The sequence below is a fragment of the Coxiella-like endosymbiont of Rhipicephalus sanguineus genome (assembly GCF_018687865.1).
In genome coordinates this window covers 23,168-39,786 of sequence record NZ_NIQB01000041.1, presented here as the reverse complement: position 1 = coordinate 39,786, position 16,619 = coordinate 23,168, and the positions used below count along the sequence as shown (strand labels likewise).

Below are 16,619 nucleotides of genomic sequence, written 5' to 3'. Positions count from 1 at the left end.
GACGCTGTTCTTCTTTAAGTTGACTGAGTAATTTTGAAAGATATTGTTCAGATTGCAATTCTCGTAAGCCGGGGGTGTTTGGAGAAGAGATATTTATTGTCACATAATCTACGTAAGGATATGTTTTTTCAAAACAATATCGATAATCCTCATAAGCATTTTCCAAAGAAGTTGTTAAATTTTTACCGATATTTACCCCAACAATACCCTTTACTTTTCGCTTTTTGAGTTGTTTCACGAAATAATCAACACCCGCATTATTGAACCCTAAACGGTTAATTAACGCTTGTGCCTTTGATAGACGAAATAAGCGGGGCTTTAGATTGCCGGGTTGGGATTTTGGAGTCACTGCGCCTATTTCTACAAAACCAAAACCAAGTCCAAGTAATGGATCTATGTAATCACCATTTTTGTCCAAGCCTGCTGCAAGCCCAACCGGATTTGGAAATTGCAAACCAAACGCTGAGATAGGTTTTTGTGGAAAATGCTGCAGATATCGTTTGATCATCCAAGGACGGAAAGATGATTTTAAAGCAGTTAAGGTCAAATAATGCGCTTGTTCGGGTTCTAACTGAAACAATAAAGGACGCAAATATTCGTAAATCATAAAGCCAACTTTTTTGTCCATATCCGCAACATCGTGTTACTTCCTTTCTGCAGTTTATAAGGAACTTCCCGCACTTCAATTCCGTAATCTCGTTCCTCTAAAAAACCATAACTGCCTCCCCGAGCGAAGCAGAAACTTCCTACCCTTCTCATCCAAAAGCGGAAATACGCGTACTTCTTGGGACACTTGGCAAAGTTCGCTAATAACGAGCTGTGGTGAAGTTTGTCTACTTTGGAACAGGAGATCGGTACATAACACTAACTCAAATTGAAAGTCTTTGAAAGAAAAGCAAGGTAAATGAGCAACTTGATAGCGGTCTTCTATTCGGCCTTGAGAATAATTATTTACAAAAAAGTTGCGTATAATAATTCGAAACGCTGAGGATATTTTCCAGGGTCTTCTCGCCTTGTTCTTGAATTCGATCTTCGTAATGTAAAGTTGGGTCACTAAGTCTTGAATAACCTTATCAACATGCGCGGACATATCTAAAAGTTTAAGATCATAATGAGAATCAGCACTCACCAGACTGATGTACTCGGCTTGATACATTTCAGCATTAAACGAAACCCTGGAAGGATAATCTAAAATTTTCTGCTCCCAATCATCGTGGGTTAAAGCAGCAAATATAGCTTGATAATCCACAAGATAATGAACCCAACTGGAAATTAATGGAGTATCTCTTGAAGCCCTTATCATGTTATCTTCCATATTGAATGGTTAAAATAACGAAAACTTATCAGGAACTTCCTGCTAAGTAACTTAGGTATCTATTTGAAAATAAAAATAGTCACCTATGTTGCTTACGAGAGTAACTGAGCTCTCCACCATAACTAAGGTAATTATAACATGATTCACGGACTCAATTTCCAGCTTGATGATACCGTTCACATGCTACGCCAAGGAGTACAACAGTTTTCTGAACAAGAAATTGCTCCTCGAGCAAGGGAAATAGATGTGACGAATCAATTCCCACGCGATCTTTGGCCCAAGTTGGGTGAATTAGGTTTTTTCGGAATTACGGTCGATGAAAAATACGGGGGCACCCATATGGCTATCTTGCCCATGTAGTTGCTATGGAGGAAATTAGTCGTACTTCGGCTTCCGTTGGATTAAGTTACAGTGCCCATTCCAATTTATGCGTTAATCAACTGAGTCGTTTTGGTACGGAAGCACAAAAACAACGTTATTTACCCAAGTTAATTAGCGGAGAGTATGTTGGTGCATTGGCTATGAGCGAAACCGAATCGGCTCCGATGTCATTAGTATGCGCCTCTCCGCCAAAGAAGAAGCAGATGGATTTATCTTAAATGGCACTAAAATGTGGATTACGAATGGTTTTGAAGCGGACGTGCTAATTGTGTATGCCAAAACCGATCCCACCGTCGGGTCACGTGGCATCAGTGCGTTTTTAATTGAAAAAAATTCCAAGGTTATCGAACTGCTCAAAAGCTCAATAAATTAGGGATGCGTGGATCAGATACCTGTGAATTAGTTTTTGATAATTGCAAAGTGCCCAAAGGAAATGTATTGGGGGAAATTAATCGGGGTGTTCCCATACTGATGAGTGGACTTGATTACGAACGGCTTGTTCTCGCCGGTGGACCTTTGGGAATAATGCAAGCCTGTTTGGATTGTGTGTTACCTTATATTCATGAACGCAAACAATTTAAAAAATCCATAGGTGAATTTCAATTGATTCAAGCTAAAATAGCTGATATATATACCGCATTAAACGCCAGCCGATCTTACGTATATGCGGTAGCCCAATCGGCCGATCGTGGGAAAATTTATCCAAAAGATGCCGCGAGTGCATTGATGTTTGCTGCTGAAAATGCTACCCAAGTGGCTTTGCAAGCTATTCAATGTTTAGGTGGTAATGGATATATTACGGAATTTCCAGTAGAACGATTTTTGCGTGATGCTAAATTATACGAAATCGGTGCGGGTACATCAGAAATTAGACGAATTGTAATTGGCCGTGAGCTCTTTCAAGAAGGTAAACAATGATAAAAAATTCAATTGTTGTCGTAAGCGCCACTCGTACGTCAATTGGGCATTATGGCGGCGGGTATTTCAAAGAAACCCTTTCGAGTGAATTAGGCACTGCAGCAATCAAAGCGACCGTTGAACACACCGGACTTGAGCCCAAAAATATCGACGAAGTCGTCATTATAGGTGGTTGTGTACTTTCCGCCGAGCAGGACAAGCGCCTACTCGGCAAGCCGCTATAAAGCAGGCTTCCGCAGCAGGCTTCCGCCCAATATTCTCTGCACCACTGTTAACAAGATGTATGGGTCTAGGATGAAAGCTATTATGTTAGCCCATGATGGGATTCTCGCCAACTCTTATGAGTAGTATGTTGTTGCTGGCGGTATGGAAAATATGTCTGTGGGGCCCCTATCTCCTTATGAAAGCTCGTTTTAGTTATCGACTGGGGGACACACACAACCGGGGGCACACAACCGAATTTATGACCACATAATGCTAGATGGCTTAGAGGATGCATATGATAGATGCATATGATACTAGAAAAGCCATGGGTGTATTTGCAGAAAAATGTGTCAATAAATATCAATTTTCGCGAAAAGAACTGGATAATTTTGCTCTTACATCATTGATGGGACCTTTTCGCAAGAAATTGTTTCGATTACAGTAAAACACGGGAAAGAAACTATTGAAGTTATTCATCATGAAAAATGCTCTGAAAGCTAACCCAGAAAAAATTCCCCATTTAAAGGCTGCTTTTAAACCAGATAGATTAGTAACAGTAGCAAACTCCAGATTCATTTCAGATGGCACAGCGGTATTAATCTTGATGCGACTCTCAGAAGCAAAAAAAATGAATATCCGAGCAATGGGAAAAATTGTCGGCCATTTCACTCATGCCCAAGAGCCTGCCTGATTTACAACAGCACCAATTAACGCTATCCAAGGCTTATTAGGAAAAATTGGTTGGAAAAAAGAAGAGGTCGATTTATTTGAAATTAACGAAGCCTTTGCCGCTTGTTATAATGGCAGCTATGAAAGAAATTGGTTTACCGCATAAAAAAGTTAATCTCTACGGAGGGGCTTTGTGCGTTAGGGCATCCTATCGGGGCTTCTGGCGTGCGCATTATGGTCACTTTACTCTCTATTTTTACAAAAAAATAATTTGCAACGCGGCATCGCCTCCTTATGCATCGGCGGAGGAGAAGCAACAGCCATTGCAATTAAAAGAGAAACTTTTTAAAACCTATCTAACTCTCCCACCCTCCTTCCTTTTCGGGAAGGTTAGGGTGAGTATGAGGTATGAAAAGGAAAAAGATCATCTATGCCAAAAATTATTTCGAAAATAAAAATTAACAGCGATGAATTTAAGAATAACAAAAACGCCATGGATGCACAGATTCAAGAACTGGAAAGAGTACTGTCTGAAATTAAGCAAGGAGGCTCGGAAAAAGCTCGCAACCGTCAACGGGAACAAGGAAAGTTATTAGTACGAGAACGTATCGATCATTTATTGGATCCGGGTTCTCCTTTCCTAGAATTCTCTACTCTCGCTGGTTATCAACTTTACGATGACACCGTGCCTGCAGGAGGAGTCATCAGTGGAATTGGGCAAATTGCGGGACAAGAATGCGTAATCGTAGCTAATGATGCTACCGTTAAAGGTGGCAGCTATTACCCTATTAGTGTAAAAAAACATTTACGTGCTCAAACTATTGCAGAAGAAAATAACCTCCCCTGTATCTATCTCGTCGATTCTGGCGGAGCTTACTTACCCAAACAAGATGAAGTTTTTCCTGATCGGGATCATTTTGGTCATATTTTTTATAATCAAGCACGTTTGTCTTCTAAAAATATTCCACAAATTGCTGTCGTTATGGGATCCTGTACTGCAGGAGGAGCCTATATCCCTGCAATGGCGGATGAAGTAGTCATGGTAAAAAATCAAGCGACTATTTTTCTGGGTGGCCCCCTCTCGTAAAAGCAGCGATAGGCGAAGTGATTACTAGCGAAGAATTGGGAGGCGCCAACGTTCATTGTCGACTTTCTGGTGTAGCTGACTATTTAGCTGAAAATGAGCGGCAAGCACTCAAATTAACTCGAAATATTGTAAATAATCTGAACCGTAAAAAAAATATCTCCCTTTATATCTGCACTCCTCAAGAACCTGCTTACCCTATTGAAGAACTTTTAGGAATCATTAACACGGATCCCCGGCAACCTTATGATGTTCAGGAAATTATTGCTCGATTGGTTGATGGTTCTTCATTTGAAGAATTTAAAGCATTGTACGGAACCACATTAGTTTGTGGCTTTGCACATATTTATGGTTATCCTATAGGGATTATTGCCAATAATGGCATTCTCTTTTCCGAATCTGCGCTTAAAGGTATCCATTTTATCGAATTATGTAGTCAACGTAAAATTCCTCTGGTTTTTTTTCAAAATATCACCGGTTTTATGGTCGGTAAAAAATATGAAAATGCAGGCATTTCTAAACATGGTGCCAAAATGGTTCATGCTGTCGCATGTACAGAAATTCCGAAATTCACTGTTATTATTGGAAATAGTTACGGTGCAGGAAATTATGCTATGTGTGGTCGTGGTTACGATCCAGATTTTTATTTATGTGGCCTAATGCACGTATTGGAGTTATGGGGGGCGAACAAGCTGCAAACGTCTTGGCACAAGTAAAACGCGACCAAATGAAACGGCACAGCGAAATATGGGATGAAAAAGAAGAAGCTCAATTTAAAGCCAGTATCCGGACTAATTATGAAGCACAAGCTAACCCTTACTATTCCAGTGCTCGACTATGGGACGATGGTGTTATTAACCCTCTCGACACTCGTCGAATATTAGGTCTTTGCATTTCTGCAAGCCTAAATGCACCTATTCGGGAAACCCGTTTTGGAATTTTGCGAATGTAAAAAAAAGAAGGATAATCATGAATGAATTTACTTATATCCGTCAACGTTATGAAGAAAATATAGGTTTAATTACTTTAAACCGTCCTGAAAAACATAATGCGTTTGATGATCAATTTATTTCTGAATTAAAACAAGCTTTACAACAAGCAAATCACGAAGAAACGTGTCAAGTCATTATTATCAATGCGGAGGGGAGCAATTTTTGCGCGGGTGCCGATTTAAATTGGATGAAACGTATGGCAGGATTCACTCGTGAAGAAAATGAAGCTGATGCACTCGCTTTTGCCCACCTTTTGCAATTGATTAATCACTTGTCGAAACCTAATATTGCTTTAGTTCAAGGAAATATTATTGGGGGAGGTATTGGTTTAATTGCTTGCTGCGACGTTGTGATTGCTTCTACCGATGCTAAATTTTGTTTTTCAGAAGTTAAATTAGGACTAACTCCTACAACTATTGCACCTTACATCATTCGCGCTATTGGATATAACGCTACTCGCCGCTATTTTCTAACGGCGGAATTTTTCAATGCCTTAGAAGCGCAAAAATTAGGACTTCTCCACCACGTTGTTAATCAGAATGAATTGCTAACAACTGGAAAAAATCTGGCTAAATTAATTAGCCAAAATGGTCCACAAGCTTTATATCAAGTCAAACAATTGCTCAATAATTTGTATTCAATTAACGAAACTGTTATTTCGCAAACTGCAGCGCTGTTAGCTACCATTCGTTCTTCCAAGGAAGCTCAAGATAGAATTCAAGTATTTTTAAAAAATAAACTCTAATCAGTAGTTAAGGAGTTTAGAATCTCTATATTTCGAAAATTATTAATTGCTAATCGCCGCGAAATTGCTTGTCGAATAATTAAAACGGCTATAAAAATATGGCATTAAAACTGTTGTAGTTTATTCTTCCATTGATAAAGAGGTGCGTCATGTCAAATTAGCTGATGAGTCTTTTTTTGATCAGTCCGCCTCCTCCTGCAAAAAGTTATTTAAATAGTCAAAAAAATTATCGACATTGTTTCGCTGAAAGCAAAAGTGCAGCCTATTTATCCCGGTTATAGATTTTTATCTGAGGATGCAAAATTCGCCAGTCTATGCCAAAAAAAAGAAATTATTTTTATTGCTCCCCCCTCCTAAGCTATTAGTATTATGGAAGACAAACGCGAAGCCAAGCAATTAATCGAAAAATCCGGTGTTCCGGTAGTGCCAGGTTATCAAGATGCTTTCCAAGATTTAAACATATTGCAGGAAGAAGCTATAAGCATAGGATTCCCTCTTTTAATTAAAGCAGCTGCTGGCGGCGAGGGGGGGAATGCCTTTAGTGACCAATAGTAATGACTTCGAAAACGCACTGCGATCCGCGCAACGCGAACTAAAATCCAATTTTGATAATGATACTGTTTTTCTGGAAAAATATATAAAACCGGCGCGCGATCTGGAAGTGAAAATCTTTCTGAACCAGAAAGGTGATGGCATTTATCTATTCAATCGAGATTGTTCTATTCAACGTCGCTACCAAAAATTATTGAGGAAGAAATTACCCCACAATTTTAAAAAAACTACCCGATAAAAAATGGGGGAAACTGCTATAACAGCTGCCAAAACTGTTAATTATGAAGGTGCTGGAACGGTCTAATTTCTGGTAGATCAGTCAGAAAATTTTACTTCATGGAAATGAATACTCGTTTACAGGTTGAGCATCCAGTAACGGAAATTATAACTGGATTAGATTTGGTAGAATGGCAATTCAGAATCACTAGCAGCGAATCTCTTCCTTGTTCCTAAGAGCAAATCAAAGTAACAGGGCATGCTTTTGAAGCGCGGATTTATGTAGATCGCGAAAATAATTTCGCTGCCTCTATCGGAAAAATAACTTACTTTGATTTACCCCCCCCCAAAGAGGAACGAATACGGTTCGATATGGGAATCACTCAAAATGATATTATTACTCCCTATTACGCCCCTCATCGCCAAATTAATTGTTCACCAAAAAGATCGAGCAACTGCTTTACAATTATTACAAAACACCTTAGAAAAAAATTTCTTATCGGAATTAATACAAATACATCCTTTCCCCACCAAATTTGTGGAACTCAACCCTTTAAAGAGGCTAAAATTCATACAACATTAGTTGAAGCTGAAATCTCTAGAATTCTTAAAAAAGAATTATTACCCGACGAGATTTTATTAATTGCTTGTTTCACCGAGTTGCAGCAATAAAAAACGACAATTAAAAAATTAGCTTCCCAATCAGTAGATCCTTACTCCCCGTGGTTTATTCACGACAATTGGCGTTTGCTTTCACTCCCTGAAAAATATTACAATTTTGATATAAAGAAGATAGCTTCGAAATTAAAGCTATGGAAAATCCCAATGGTGATGAATTAATTCTTCTTGAACGTTCATTTTTGATTAATGAACAAAAGCAAAATCATCAACAGTTTAAAATTATTTAGAACAATCAAGTTTTAGAAGCAGCAGCCATTCTTTGTGAAGAAGATTGGCATATCTTTGTATAAAGCGAGCCATTTTGTACTTTCAAAGAAAAATCTTAAAGATTCAATAACTAACAAAGAAATTGCTGATAATCAATTTATTGCTCCCATGTCAGAAACCGTTATTAAAATTTTTGTTGAACCTAATCAATCAGTAAAAAAATCAATCGTCTACTTATCTTAGAAGCTATGAAATTTGAAGCTATGAAATTTGCAATAGCTAAAATAGTACATAGCTGGCCTGCCACTGAACCGATCGCAATGAGTAAAAGTGTAGGATTTAGCATGAAACTGATTGCGCGAAGTACCGCTCCAAAGCCCCGGGCCGAGCGCGGTTTTTAACGCAGCATGTATACCATTATTTAATCTATGAATGAGGGCCCGCTAGAGAGAGACCATTGAGGGAAACCCTGCAACCTGCTAAGAGGGCTATACAAATTACTCCAAAAACGACAGCTCCACTTCAGATATTATCTCATGCTTGTAATAGAGAATTATGACAATTACTTAGGAATCGGCTATGAGCAGCAGTACATTTACCTAGCGCGTTCATGCAAGCACCTGCTTTCGTCGTTGCCCAACCATACCATCGGCTCTGTGCAGAAAAATGGATATTACCAGCAACACATTGGTAATTACTCCAAGCGCCTGGATGAACAACGAATTCTGTTTAACGAGGTCTACAGCCTACTACTAATAAAAAAAATTGCTAAAACACTGATAAGGGACTTTCCAAAAGTTTTCACTTTTATTTTTTTACTCCCTATATTTTACTCCCTATAAATAAAATGAAAAGGTCATTCTGTATCAAGAATAGGATATAATCAAATATGCAGACAAAACTTCAACAAATTCTGGCTTAGTGATTTTACTGCCGTATGATGAAAGAATTCTCAACAATTTAGCATAAGGATGGTAAAAAAATATTATGACCTTACAATACAGAGTTTATCTCTTTTTTTATTCTTTTTTGGTTTAGCGTTCAAAGCGCTAATTATCTGTTTTTACCTTTTCAAATTCGCCATAATCAGTTTAAACACAGACTTTTAAAAGGTCGCTATTATGCAAAAAACAGACAATTTAAGAATAAAAACTATACGGCCCTTGATCCTTCCCGCTCTTCTTATCGAAGAGTTACCCCTAACAGATACAATTGCCAGCCAGATAAACCAAGCACGAACAACCGCAAAAAGCATTATCCATGGAGAAGATGATCGCCTGTTGGTAGTTGTCGGCCCTTGTTCCATACACGATTTTGGAGCTGCTCTGGAATACGCTTCTCGCCTTAAAGACTGCATGGCCCAATACTCAAGTGAATTATTTATTATCATGCGAGTTTATTTTGAAAAGCCTCGCACCATTATTGGATGGAAAGGTTTAATAAACGATCCACATTTAGACGGCAGTTTTCAAATTAATCAAGGTTTACGGATCGCCCGACGTTTGCTTTTAGATATCAATCAGTTAGGGGTGCCCACCGGTAGTGAATTTTTAGACACTATTATTCCCCAATACATCTCCGACTTAACGACCTGGTCAGCCATCGGAGCTCGAACCACCGAAAGTCAAATCCACCGAGAACTCGCTTCAGGACTCTCAATGCCCATTGGCTTCAAAAATGGAACAGCAGGAAGCATACAAGTAGCTATTGACGCTGTCCTTGCTGCTCATCACTCCCATCATTTCTTGGGTGTCTCTGAACAGGGCATCGCCGCTATTATCAGCACTACAGGTAATCAAGACAGTCACGTTATTTTGCGTGGTTCCACTCAAGGCACTAACTATGACCCGATAACAATTGCAGAAACTGTAAAAAGATTAAAGTCGGCCCATTTATCTCCTTTGATAATGGTCGATTGCAGCCATGGTAATAGCGGGAAAGATCATAAAAAACAAATGCAAGTTATAGATTCAATTTGCGAGCAGATCCATCAAGGAAGCCTCTCAATTTTTGGCATCATGATTGAAAGCAATTTAATTCAAGGCAAACAAGCTCTAGAATCTGGTAAACTGCTAAAGTATGGACAAAGTATCACTGACGCTTGTATTTCCTGGGAAGACACAGAAATAGCATTTAGTAAATTAGCTGAAGCTGTTATTATCCGGCGTCACCAGAATGAGGAGAAAACGAGTGTCCAATAATAGTGAGCTTTAATTAAACCTACGCCAAAAAATCGACGAAATAGATTATCAAATTAATGATTTGCTTAATCAACGGGCAGAATACGCGTTAGAAATTGTGAAAGTCAAGGTAGCAGAAGATGGGAAGCTTACAAAATTTTATCGTCCTAAACGGAAAGCAGAAATTTTAGAAAAAATCACTACTCAAAATAAAGGACCTTTACTGGCAGAAGCAGTGGCCACTATTTTTAAATCCATCATGAAAAATCTCGAGATCTTAAAATTAATAATTATCCGGAATTAAAAAAAATGAAATCGATTGGCATCCAAGGGGCGAAAGGTGGTTTTTCTAAAATTACAGATCAACAATTCGTAAAGACATACAAGATTACCAATTTTCACTTAATTATTTGATATCTTCCGAAAATTTATTTCGAGCTCTTGAAAATAAAGAAATTGATTTTGGCATTTTTACTATAAAAAATGTCCAGGTTGGCATCGTTATTGAGAGTATCGAAGCGTTGGCTAAATATCGTTGTCAAATTGTAGATATGTTTCACATTCCAGTCAGTCAAAATTTAATTACTCTTCTTAGAATTTCAATAAAACAAATTACGGAAATTCATTCTCATCGTCAGGCTCTGCGTCAATGTCGTAAATTTTTAACGACGAATTTTTAAGGCTTCCCTATCATCGATGAGAATGACACAGCAGAATCCGCTCTCCTTTTAAAGGCTGGTGAATTGCCGAAAACCGCAGTTGTTATTGCAAATAAAGCTTGTGTAGAACTTTATGACTTACAATTCTCTAAAGAAAGACATTCACGATCTTAAAAACAATCTGACTTTATTTTTAAGTATCAAGCGTTATGAAGAACATGAGTAACATAGTTAATATTTTAGGCCGTGGTAGTTTTGGCGCATTACTAGCACAATTATTGCTTCCTGATTTCAACGTCAAAGTTTATGATATTGTTTCTAAAAAAAAGATAATCTTCTGGTTATTTCACTACTCTTAAAATGCTGTTAAAATTATAAACTATTTTGTCACTGTAGCTATTCGCTCTTTTAAAGAAATAATTTAAAGCATTACATTTAAATTAGGAAAGAGCACTAGCATTATCAATGTTTGTTCCATAAAACAGTTACCTCGTATAAGTGATGTAAATGCATCTACCCAATTCTACTGATATTATTGCTATCCACCCCTTATTTGGCCCTGATTTTGTCAAAAAAGATCAACGATTGAAAATAGTCATGCATCCCGAGAGGGATCTCTATAATGTGAATGATTTTTTAGAAAATTTTTTTAAGAAAAAATTTAAGTTTTAGAAATGACACCTGATCAACATGATGAATTGGTAGCCAAATCACAAAGTATTACTTATTTGATTGGCTGCTGTTTAAAAGTAATCGATTTACGATCGACAGAAATCGATATTGTTGGTTATCTTAATTTATTAGCTGTTATGGAACAAAATTGAAACGATAACCGTAAAATATTTATTGAGTTAAAAACGTAAAATTCTTATGCGCTTAAAACGATTGAAGATTTTATTAAAAAATATATCGAACTGCAAAGAGAAATTAAAAAAAATTAATAAAATTTATTCATGAGGTATTAGTATTGATAATCATAATTTTTTCTCCACTAACGCTAATTTTTTAATTAACGAATAGAAAACACTACAAGAAAAAATCTTAAAAAAGTATAAAAACTATTAAAGATAAGACAAAAAAAGAAAAAAAGGAATAAACTTTACTTTCAAATCAGAAATTAAATGATATGCTTAATGGATCTTTATAATCTTTTTGAAGAAAAATTAATTGGCTACGGTTTCTTTGCAAAAGCATGTCTTTATTTAGTAAAGCATATCTTTATTTAGTAGTGATTCGAGATGATATTTTCAAAAATAATCCTCTCGAAAATAGTCTAGAAAAAAGAATTAGAAAAATTTTTTCCTAAAAGTTTAAACGAAGTGCAACAAAAATTGAATGATCTTACCAATTCAATTCTCATCACAACCAATGGCAAGAAAAACAAGAGACGTGGAGCCAACAATTAGCGCCATGGCACTAAACTTTAAAAATGTTTTCCTCTCAATTCTCCTCTCAGAAATTGAAATAAAAAAATTAAAAGATCAAGAACCCTTGTCAGAACTTAGCAATCGTTTTGTCAGTTTAAATATTTCTATGCTGTTTATTACTGTCAAAAATTTTGAAAATTATTATCGTTTATAAAGTTTATTTGACCATTCACAGCGCTCTTAGTCGCCAACAACAACCAGACGATGAGTCAATCCTCAACAAATTGTTAAAAAAGTTAGATGCCAAATTTAAAGAGATTCACTACGAAAAAACACAACTTCTTAAAACTCAATGGGCTGAAACAAAATAAGTCATTAAGCTTATAACTACTCTTATCCGATAATTTGATTAATGAGCATCCGTTGCCGTTCTACTTCGTACAAAAAAATTCCACACGCCACAGAAACATTTAAGCTTTCTATACTACCTCGCAGAGGAATTTGTGCTAAAAAATCGCAACATTCCTTTGTTAAATGACGTATCCCTTTGCCTTCGCTGCCCAAAACAATAGCTACATCTCCTGTTAAATCAATATCTTGAAGGTGCAAATCCGCATCGGCCGCGGTCCCAATGATCCAAATCCCTTGTTCTTGAAGCCAACGAATAGTACGCGCTAAATTCGTCACGCGAATAAAGGGAAGCATCTCAACCGCGCCGCACGCCACTTTGCGAACAACAGGCGTTATTCCAGCCGCCCAATCCTTAGGTACGATCACAGCCTGGGCGCCCAACGCCTCAGCACTTCGAAAACAAGCACCTAAATTATGTGGATCTTTTACTCCGTCGAGAATTAATAATAATACAGAGGTCTCACGATTTCTTATTACAGCTTGTAATACATTTACATCAAGACTTTCGAAATTTTTACATTCAGCAATTATTCCCTGATGTTTTTCCCCAAAAATATTTAATTCCTTGCGAGAAATATATTTAACAATTACACCTGCTTTTTCTGCTATTTTTATAAGGGATTGTAAACGTTGATCTTCCCGATTTTTTTGCACATGCAAATTGATAACAGTGTGAGGCGCCGTTTCTAGAAGAACTCGCACAGAATGGATTCCATACACAATTTTTATATTGTTCATATTTTGATCAATCGTTCTTGCAGAATATTTAACTTCATTAAGATATACTAAATTTAAGTGTAATAATTTATTTAAGTGTAATAATTTATATTTAAAAACTGAAGGACCCGTAACTCCCATGAAGCGCTTTTTATTTCGTTCTAGCATTACAATTTTTATCAGCGTTTTGTTTATTCTTTTTTTAGGCTGCGCTTCTCAAATAAAAGATGGCCCTCCTCGATATTATGTGGACGTTAGCAAAATTCCTAATGCAAAACCAAAACCCCTCTCGCGTAGTAAATATGGAAATCCATCCTCTTATGTGGTTAATGGAAAACGTTACCGAGTTTTAAAATCTACACACGGATATGTACAACGCGGTATTGCCTCATGGTATGGGAGCAAATTTCACGGACAATTGACTTCAACACGCGAACCTTACAATATGCTGGCAATGACTGGAGCAAGTCCTATTTTACCTATTCCTTGTTTTGTGCAAGTAACTAATTTAAGTAACGGTCGTTCTGTCATTGTCAAAATCAACGACCGAGGTCCCTTTGCTTCTCATCGCATTATTGATTTATCCTATGCAGCAGCTAAAAAATTGGGTTATGCCAACAAGGGGACTGCATTTGTAGAAGTTAAAGGGATAGACATCTATCACCACATTCCTACTCGATCAATAATGCTCGTAAAATCGTCCACTCCTATATCACATTCCCTTCATTCCTCTCATTTATTTTTACAATTAGGAGCTTTTCGGCAGGCCACACATGCTGAAAGTTTAAAAAGAGAATTAAGTTCTTACATAAGAAAACCAATTCTTATTTTAAAAACAATTTATAATCAATTACCTATTTATCGAGTGCAAATTGGACCCCTAATGAATATTAGTGAGTCTGATTATCTCCATAAAAAACTTAAAAAATTGGGCTTTGGAGAGCCTGTAACCATCATCAGCGAAGAGTAATCAATAACTATGACTGAAAAAATCACCTGGCAAACTGTTCTCAACGAAAAAAAACAAAAACCTTATTTTCAAGCTATTTTAGATTTTGTCAAAAAAGAACGTAAAGCGGGGAAAACTATTTACCCTCCTCAAAAAGATATTTTTAATGCATTGAAATTAACACCCTACGAGACGGTTAAAGTAGTTATTTTGGGACAAGATCCCTATCACGGGCCTAATCAAGCCCACGGGCTGGCCTTCTCTGTACGTCCTGGCGTCGCTTTTCCGCCTTCTCTCCAAAATATCTTCAAGGAACTGCATGAGGATTTAAACGTTCCTATTCCTTCTCAAGGAACTTTAGAAAAATGGGCTAAACAAGGCGTTCTATTGTTAAATGCAGCTCTGACCGTTGAAGCAGGCAAACCCCAATCCCATGCCTCTATTGGGTGGCATCGTTTTACGGATCATGTGATTGCTAGTTTGAACGATCATCCTAAAGGGATCGTATTTCTTCTGTGGGGAGCTTATGCACAACAAAAAATCAGTTTGATCACCAATATCCGACACCGAATCTTAAAAGCCCCCCATCCCTCGCCTTTCTCGGCAAACCGGGGTTCTTCGGATGCCGACATTTTTCCAAAGTTAACGAATTATTACGTGAAATAGGCCGTGAGGAAATCGATTGGACACTAGACTACCTAATCCAGTCCCACGACTCCTATTAGTTACGCGCTTCTAGCTCCTGTATTGAGAAGATGAAATTCAAGCTCCTTGCTTGATTTGACATTTTCTGGGCTGCCAGATAGAGTTTTACCCCAAATGCCGAGGTGGTGGAATTGGTAGACACGCAAGTTTCAGGTACTTGTGGGGGCAACTCCGTGGAGGTTCAAGTCCTCTCCTCGGCAAACACCCATAAGATACGAGAATGCTCAAAATTTTACAGTATCCTAATCCACGATTAAAAACTGTAGCGAAACGGGTTGAAACCTTTGATGATGAATTACAGAAAATCATCGACGAAATGTTTTTGACTCATTACAACACCGAAAATTGTGCAGCTCTAGCTGCTACCCAACTAGATTTAAAGAACCCAAAACACATCACCGTTATCGATTTTTCTCTAAAAAAAACCAACCCTTATGTCTAGTTAACACAGAAATTATTGAGCGAATAGGAAAGTGCGCAGAAGAAGAAGGCTGTATGTCAGTTGGTGGAGGCACCTTCGAAAAAATCAGTCGCGCTGCTAAAATTAAAGTACGTGCGCAAGATCGTTATGGAAAACCACTAGAGTTAAAAGCCGATGGATTTATGGCAAAATGCATTCAACATGAATTAGACCATTTAAATGGCATCATCTTTCTAGACCATTTGTCGTCATTAAAACGAAGCCGAATCGATAAGCGATTAGAAAAGTTACGAAGACATTATAAATCATCCGAAAATATGGGCTCCTAGTGAAAACATATACTGAAATAGGTCCGCTTATTCAAACCCACGTTACTTGGCGAGATTATCTTCAATTATGTAAGCCACGTGTCGTTTTATTAATGATATTAACAGCCCTAGTGGGAATGTGTTTGGCTAGTCCCGATATCGTGTCCTGGCGTATTTTATTGTTCGGTAATTTGGGGATCGCGCTTGCTGCCTCTTCTGCAGCCGCGTTGAACCAGATTTTAGAGCACCATCTGGATAAATTAATGCATCGAACTAGCCGCCGTCCTATCGTGCAAGGCAGAATCAATCGGCGAAATGCAATTATCTTTGCCAGTATGTTAGGTGTTTTGTCTATGGCAATTTTGGTCAGTTTCATTAACTTATTTACAGCACTCTTAACTTTTGCCACGCTTATTGGCTATGCGGGTATTTACACACTTTATTTAAAACACGCCACTCCGCAGAATATTGTTATTGGAGGATTAGCAGGTGCCGCTCCTCCTTTATTAGGAGGGGTAGCCGTCACAGGCACATCAATTCAGCTAGTTTAATCCTTCTCTTAATTATTTTTATTTGGACTCCTCCACATTTTTGGGCACTTGCCATTCACCGTATAGATGATTATGCCAAAGCAAATATTCCTATGTTACCTAACACTCACGGCATTCCTTACACTAAATTAAATATTTTATTTTATACGCTACTACTTGCCGTAATTAGCTCACTGCCTTTCATTATCGGAATATCGGGATGGATCTATTTTTCCAGTGCTTGTCTTTTAAATTTAGGTTTTATTTATTGGGCGATTCGCTTATTTGTGAGCAATGATTCCAAAATATCGATGCGAGTTTTTCGATACAGCATTTTGTACTTGATGCTTTTATTTTCAGCCCTACTTGTCGACCATTATTTTAATTTATTGATAAATTAACATTATT

18 protein-coding genes, 1 tRNA gene and 6 pseudogenes are annotated in these 16,619 nt (G+C 37.5%); 22 read left to right on the top strand and 3 right to left on the bottom strand.

Translation table 11 applies throughout. From position 1 onward, the window contains the following. Positions 1-607 (bottom strand): dihydroorotate dehydrogenase (quinone) (gene pyrD / locus B1F79_RS02775; RefSeq protein WP_251365905.1); only part of this gene is annotated, 607 nt, incomplete at its 3' end. A 75-nt stretch (positions 608-682) separates the two neighbouring features. Beyond that, complete coding sequence (locus B1F79_RS02770) at positions 683-1,303, bottom strand: hypothetical protein (RefSeq protein ID WP_251365904.1); 621 nt, start codon at positions 1,301-1,303, stop codon at positions 683-685. A gap of 150 nt (positions 1,304-1,453) precedes the next feature. Between B1F79_RS02770 and B1F79_RS02765 the strand changes: the two are divergent. The 17 genes and pseudogenes from B1F79_RS02765 (at position 1,454) to B1F79_RS02695 (ending at position 12,384) form a co-directional block, all read left to right on the top strand. Next, positions 1,454-2,614: pseudogene (locus B1F79_RS02765) on the top strand (isovaleryl-CoA dehydrogenase). Next, the gene (locus B1F79_RS02760) at positions 2,611-2,838 is read left to right on the top strand and encodes a thiolase family protein (RefSeq protein ID WP_251365903.1); all 228 of its coding nucleotides are present in this window, start codon (positions 2,611-2,613) and stop codon (positions 2,836-2,838) included. Before B1F79_RS02765 ends, B1F79_RS02760 begins: the two are co-directional and overlap by 4 nt. 275 nt (positions 2,839-3,113) lie before the next feature. Beyond that, entirely contained in the window at positions 3,114-3,263 is a 150-nt protein-coding gene (locus B1F79_RS02755) for a hypothetical protein (protein ID WP_251365902.1), read from the top strand. Between the two features lie 33 nt (positions 3,264-3,296). Then, positions 3,297-3,509 (top strand): hypothetical protein, encoded by a 213-nt coding sequence (locus B1F79_RS02750; protein ID WP_251365901.1) that lies wholly within the window; start codon positions 3,297-3,299, stop codon positions 3,507-3,509. 76 nt (positions 3,510-3,585) lie between these two features. Beyond that, the gene (locus tag B1F79_RS07185) at positions 3,586-3,942 is read left to right on the top strand and encodes a thiolase family protein (protein WP_251365900.1); all 357 of its coding nucleotides are present in this window, start codon (positions 3,586-3,588) and stop codon (positions 3,940-3,942) included. After that, a pseudogene (locus B1F79_RS02740) lies at positions 3,918-5,523 on the top strand (carboxyl transferase domain-containing protein). The gene B1F79_RS07185 and the pseudogene B1F79_RS02740 overlap by 25 nt, the downstream one beginning before the upstream one ends. Before the next feature lie 17 nt (positions 5,524-5,540). After that, entirely contained in the window at positions 5,541-6,308 is a 768-nt protein-coding gene (locus B1F79_RS02735) for an enoyl-CoA hydratase-related protein (RefSeq protein WP_251365899.1), read from the top strand. Positions 6,309-6,563: 255 nt separating this feature from the next. Then, a complete protein-coding gene (locus tag B1F79_RS06880; protein WP_372443118.1) occupies positions 6,564-6,665 on the top strand; it encodes a biotin carboxylase N-terminal domain-containing protein in 102 nt (33 codons plus the stop codon). A gap of 12 nt (positions 6,666-6,677) precedes the next feature. Then, positions 6,678-6,860, top strand: a complete 183-nt coding sequence (locus B1F79_RS02730) for an ATP-binding protein (RefSeq protein ID WP_251365898.1) — start codon at positions 6,678-6,680, stop codon at positions 6,858-6,860. Continuing rightward, positions 6,841-7,098 carry an ATP-binding protein gene (locus tag B1F79_RS02725; protein ID WP_251365897.1) on the top strand — a complete coding sequence of 86 codons (258 nt, stop codon included), beginning with the start codon at positions 6,841-6,843 and terminating at the stop codon, positions 7,096-7,098. The genes B1F79_RS02730 and B1F79_RS02725 overlap by 20 nt, the downstream gene beginning before the upstream one ends. Positions 7,099-7,196: 98 nt before the next feature. Then, the gene (locus B1F79_RS06875) at positions 7,197-7,313 is read left to right on the top strand and encodes an ATP-binding protein (RefSeq protein WP_372443117.1); all 117 of its coding nucleotides are present in this window, start codon (positions 7,197-7,199) and stop codon (positions 7,311-7,313) included. 6 nt (positions 7,314-7,319) lie between these two features. Further along, a complete protein-coding gene (locus B1F79_RS06870) occupies positions 7,320-7,748 on the top strand; it encodes a biotin carboxylase domain-containing protein (RefSeq protein WP_372443120.1) in 429 nt (142 codons plus the stop codon). 1,337 nt (positions 7,749-9,085) lie between these two features. Further along, entirely contained in the window at positions 9,086-10,165 is a 1,080-nt protein-coding gene (locus B1F79_RS02715) for a 3-deoxy-7-phosphoheptulonate synthase (RefSeq protein ID WP_251365895.1), read from the top strand. A 28-nt stretch (positions 10,166-10,193) separates the two neighbouring features. After that, positions 10,194-10,448, top strand: a pseudogene (gene pheA, locus B1F79_RS02710) (chorismate mutase); the annotation flags it as partial. A gap of 106 nt (positions 10,449-10,554) precedes the next feature. Further along, positions 10,555-10,824, top strand: a complete 270-nt coding sequence (locus tag B1F79_RS02705; RefSeq protein ID WP_251365893.1) for a prephenate dehydratase domain-containing protein — start codon at positions 10,555-10,557, stop codon at positions 10,822-10,824. 653 nt (positions 10,825-11,477) lie between these two features. Continuing rightward, positions 11,478-11,627, top strand: a complete 150-nt coding sequence (locus tag B1F79_RS02700) for a hypothetical protein (protein WP_251365892.1) — start codon at positions 11,478-11,480, stop codon at positions 11,625-11,627. Between the two features lie 544 nt (positions 11,628-12,171). Beyond that, positions 12,172-12,384 carry a hypothetical protein gene (locus B1F79_RS02695; protein ID WP_251365891.1) on the top strand — a complete coding sequence of 71 codons (213 nt, stop codon included), beginning with the start codon at positions 12,172-12,174 and terminating at the stop codon, positions 12,382-12,384. 179 nt (positions 12,385-12,563) lie between these two features. Here B1F79_RS02695 and rlmB read toward each other — a convergent pair whose 3' ends face one another. After that, a complete protein-coding gene (gene rlmB / locus B1F79_RS02690; protein ID WP_251365890.1) occupies positions 12,564-13,319 on the bottom strand; it encodes a 23S rRNA (guanosine(2251)-2'-O)-methyltransferase RlmB in 756 nt (251 codons plus the stop codon). 166 nt (positions 13,320-13,485) lie between these two features. Between rlmB and B1F79_RS02685 the strand changes: the two genes are divergently transcribed. The 5 genes and pseudogenes from B1F79_RS02685 (at position 13,486) to cyoE (ending at position 16,612) form a co-directional block, all read left to right on the top strand. Further along, a complete protein-coding gene (locus B1F79_RS02685; RefSeq protein WP_251365889.1) occupies positions 13,486-14,268 on the top strand; it encodes a septal ring lytic transglycosylase RlpA family protein in 783 nt (260 codons plus the stop codon). Positions 14,269-14,277: 9 nt separating this feature from the next. Next, a pseudogene (gene ung, locus B1F79_RS02680) lies at positions 14,278-14,972 on the top strand (uracil-DNA glycosylase). A 96-nt stretch (positions 14,973-15,068) separates the two neighbouring features. Next, positions 15,069-15,152 (top strand) — tRNA-Leu (locus B1F79_RS02675). A 20-nt stretch (positions 15,153-15,172) separates the two neighbouring features. After that, a pseudogene (gene def / locus B1F79_RS02670) lies at positions 15,173-15,702 on the top strand (peptide deformylase). Next, positions 15,702-16,612 (top strand): annotated as a pseudogene (cyoE, locus tag B1F79_RS02665) (heme o synthase). Before def ends, cyoE begins: the two co-directional pseudogenes overlap by 1 nt. The last annotated feature ends 7 nt before the right edge of the window (positions 16,613-16,619 follow it).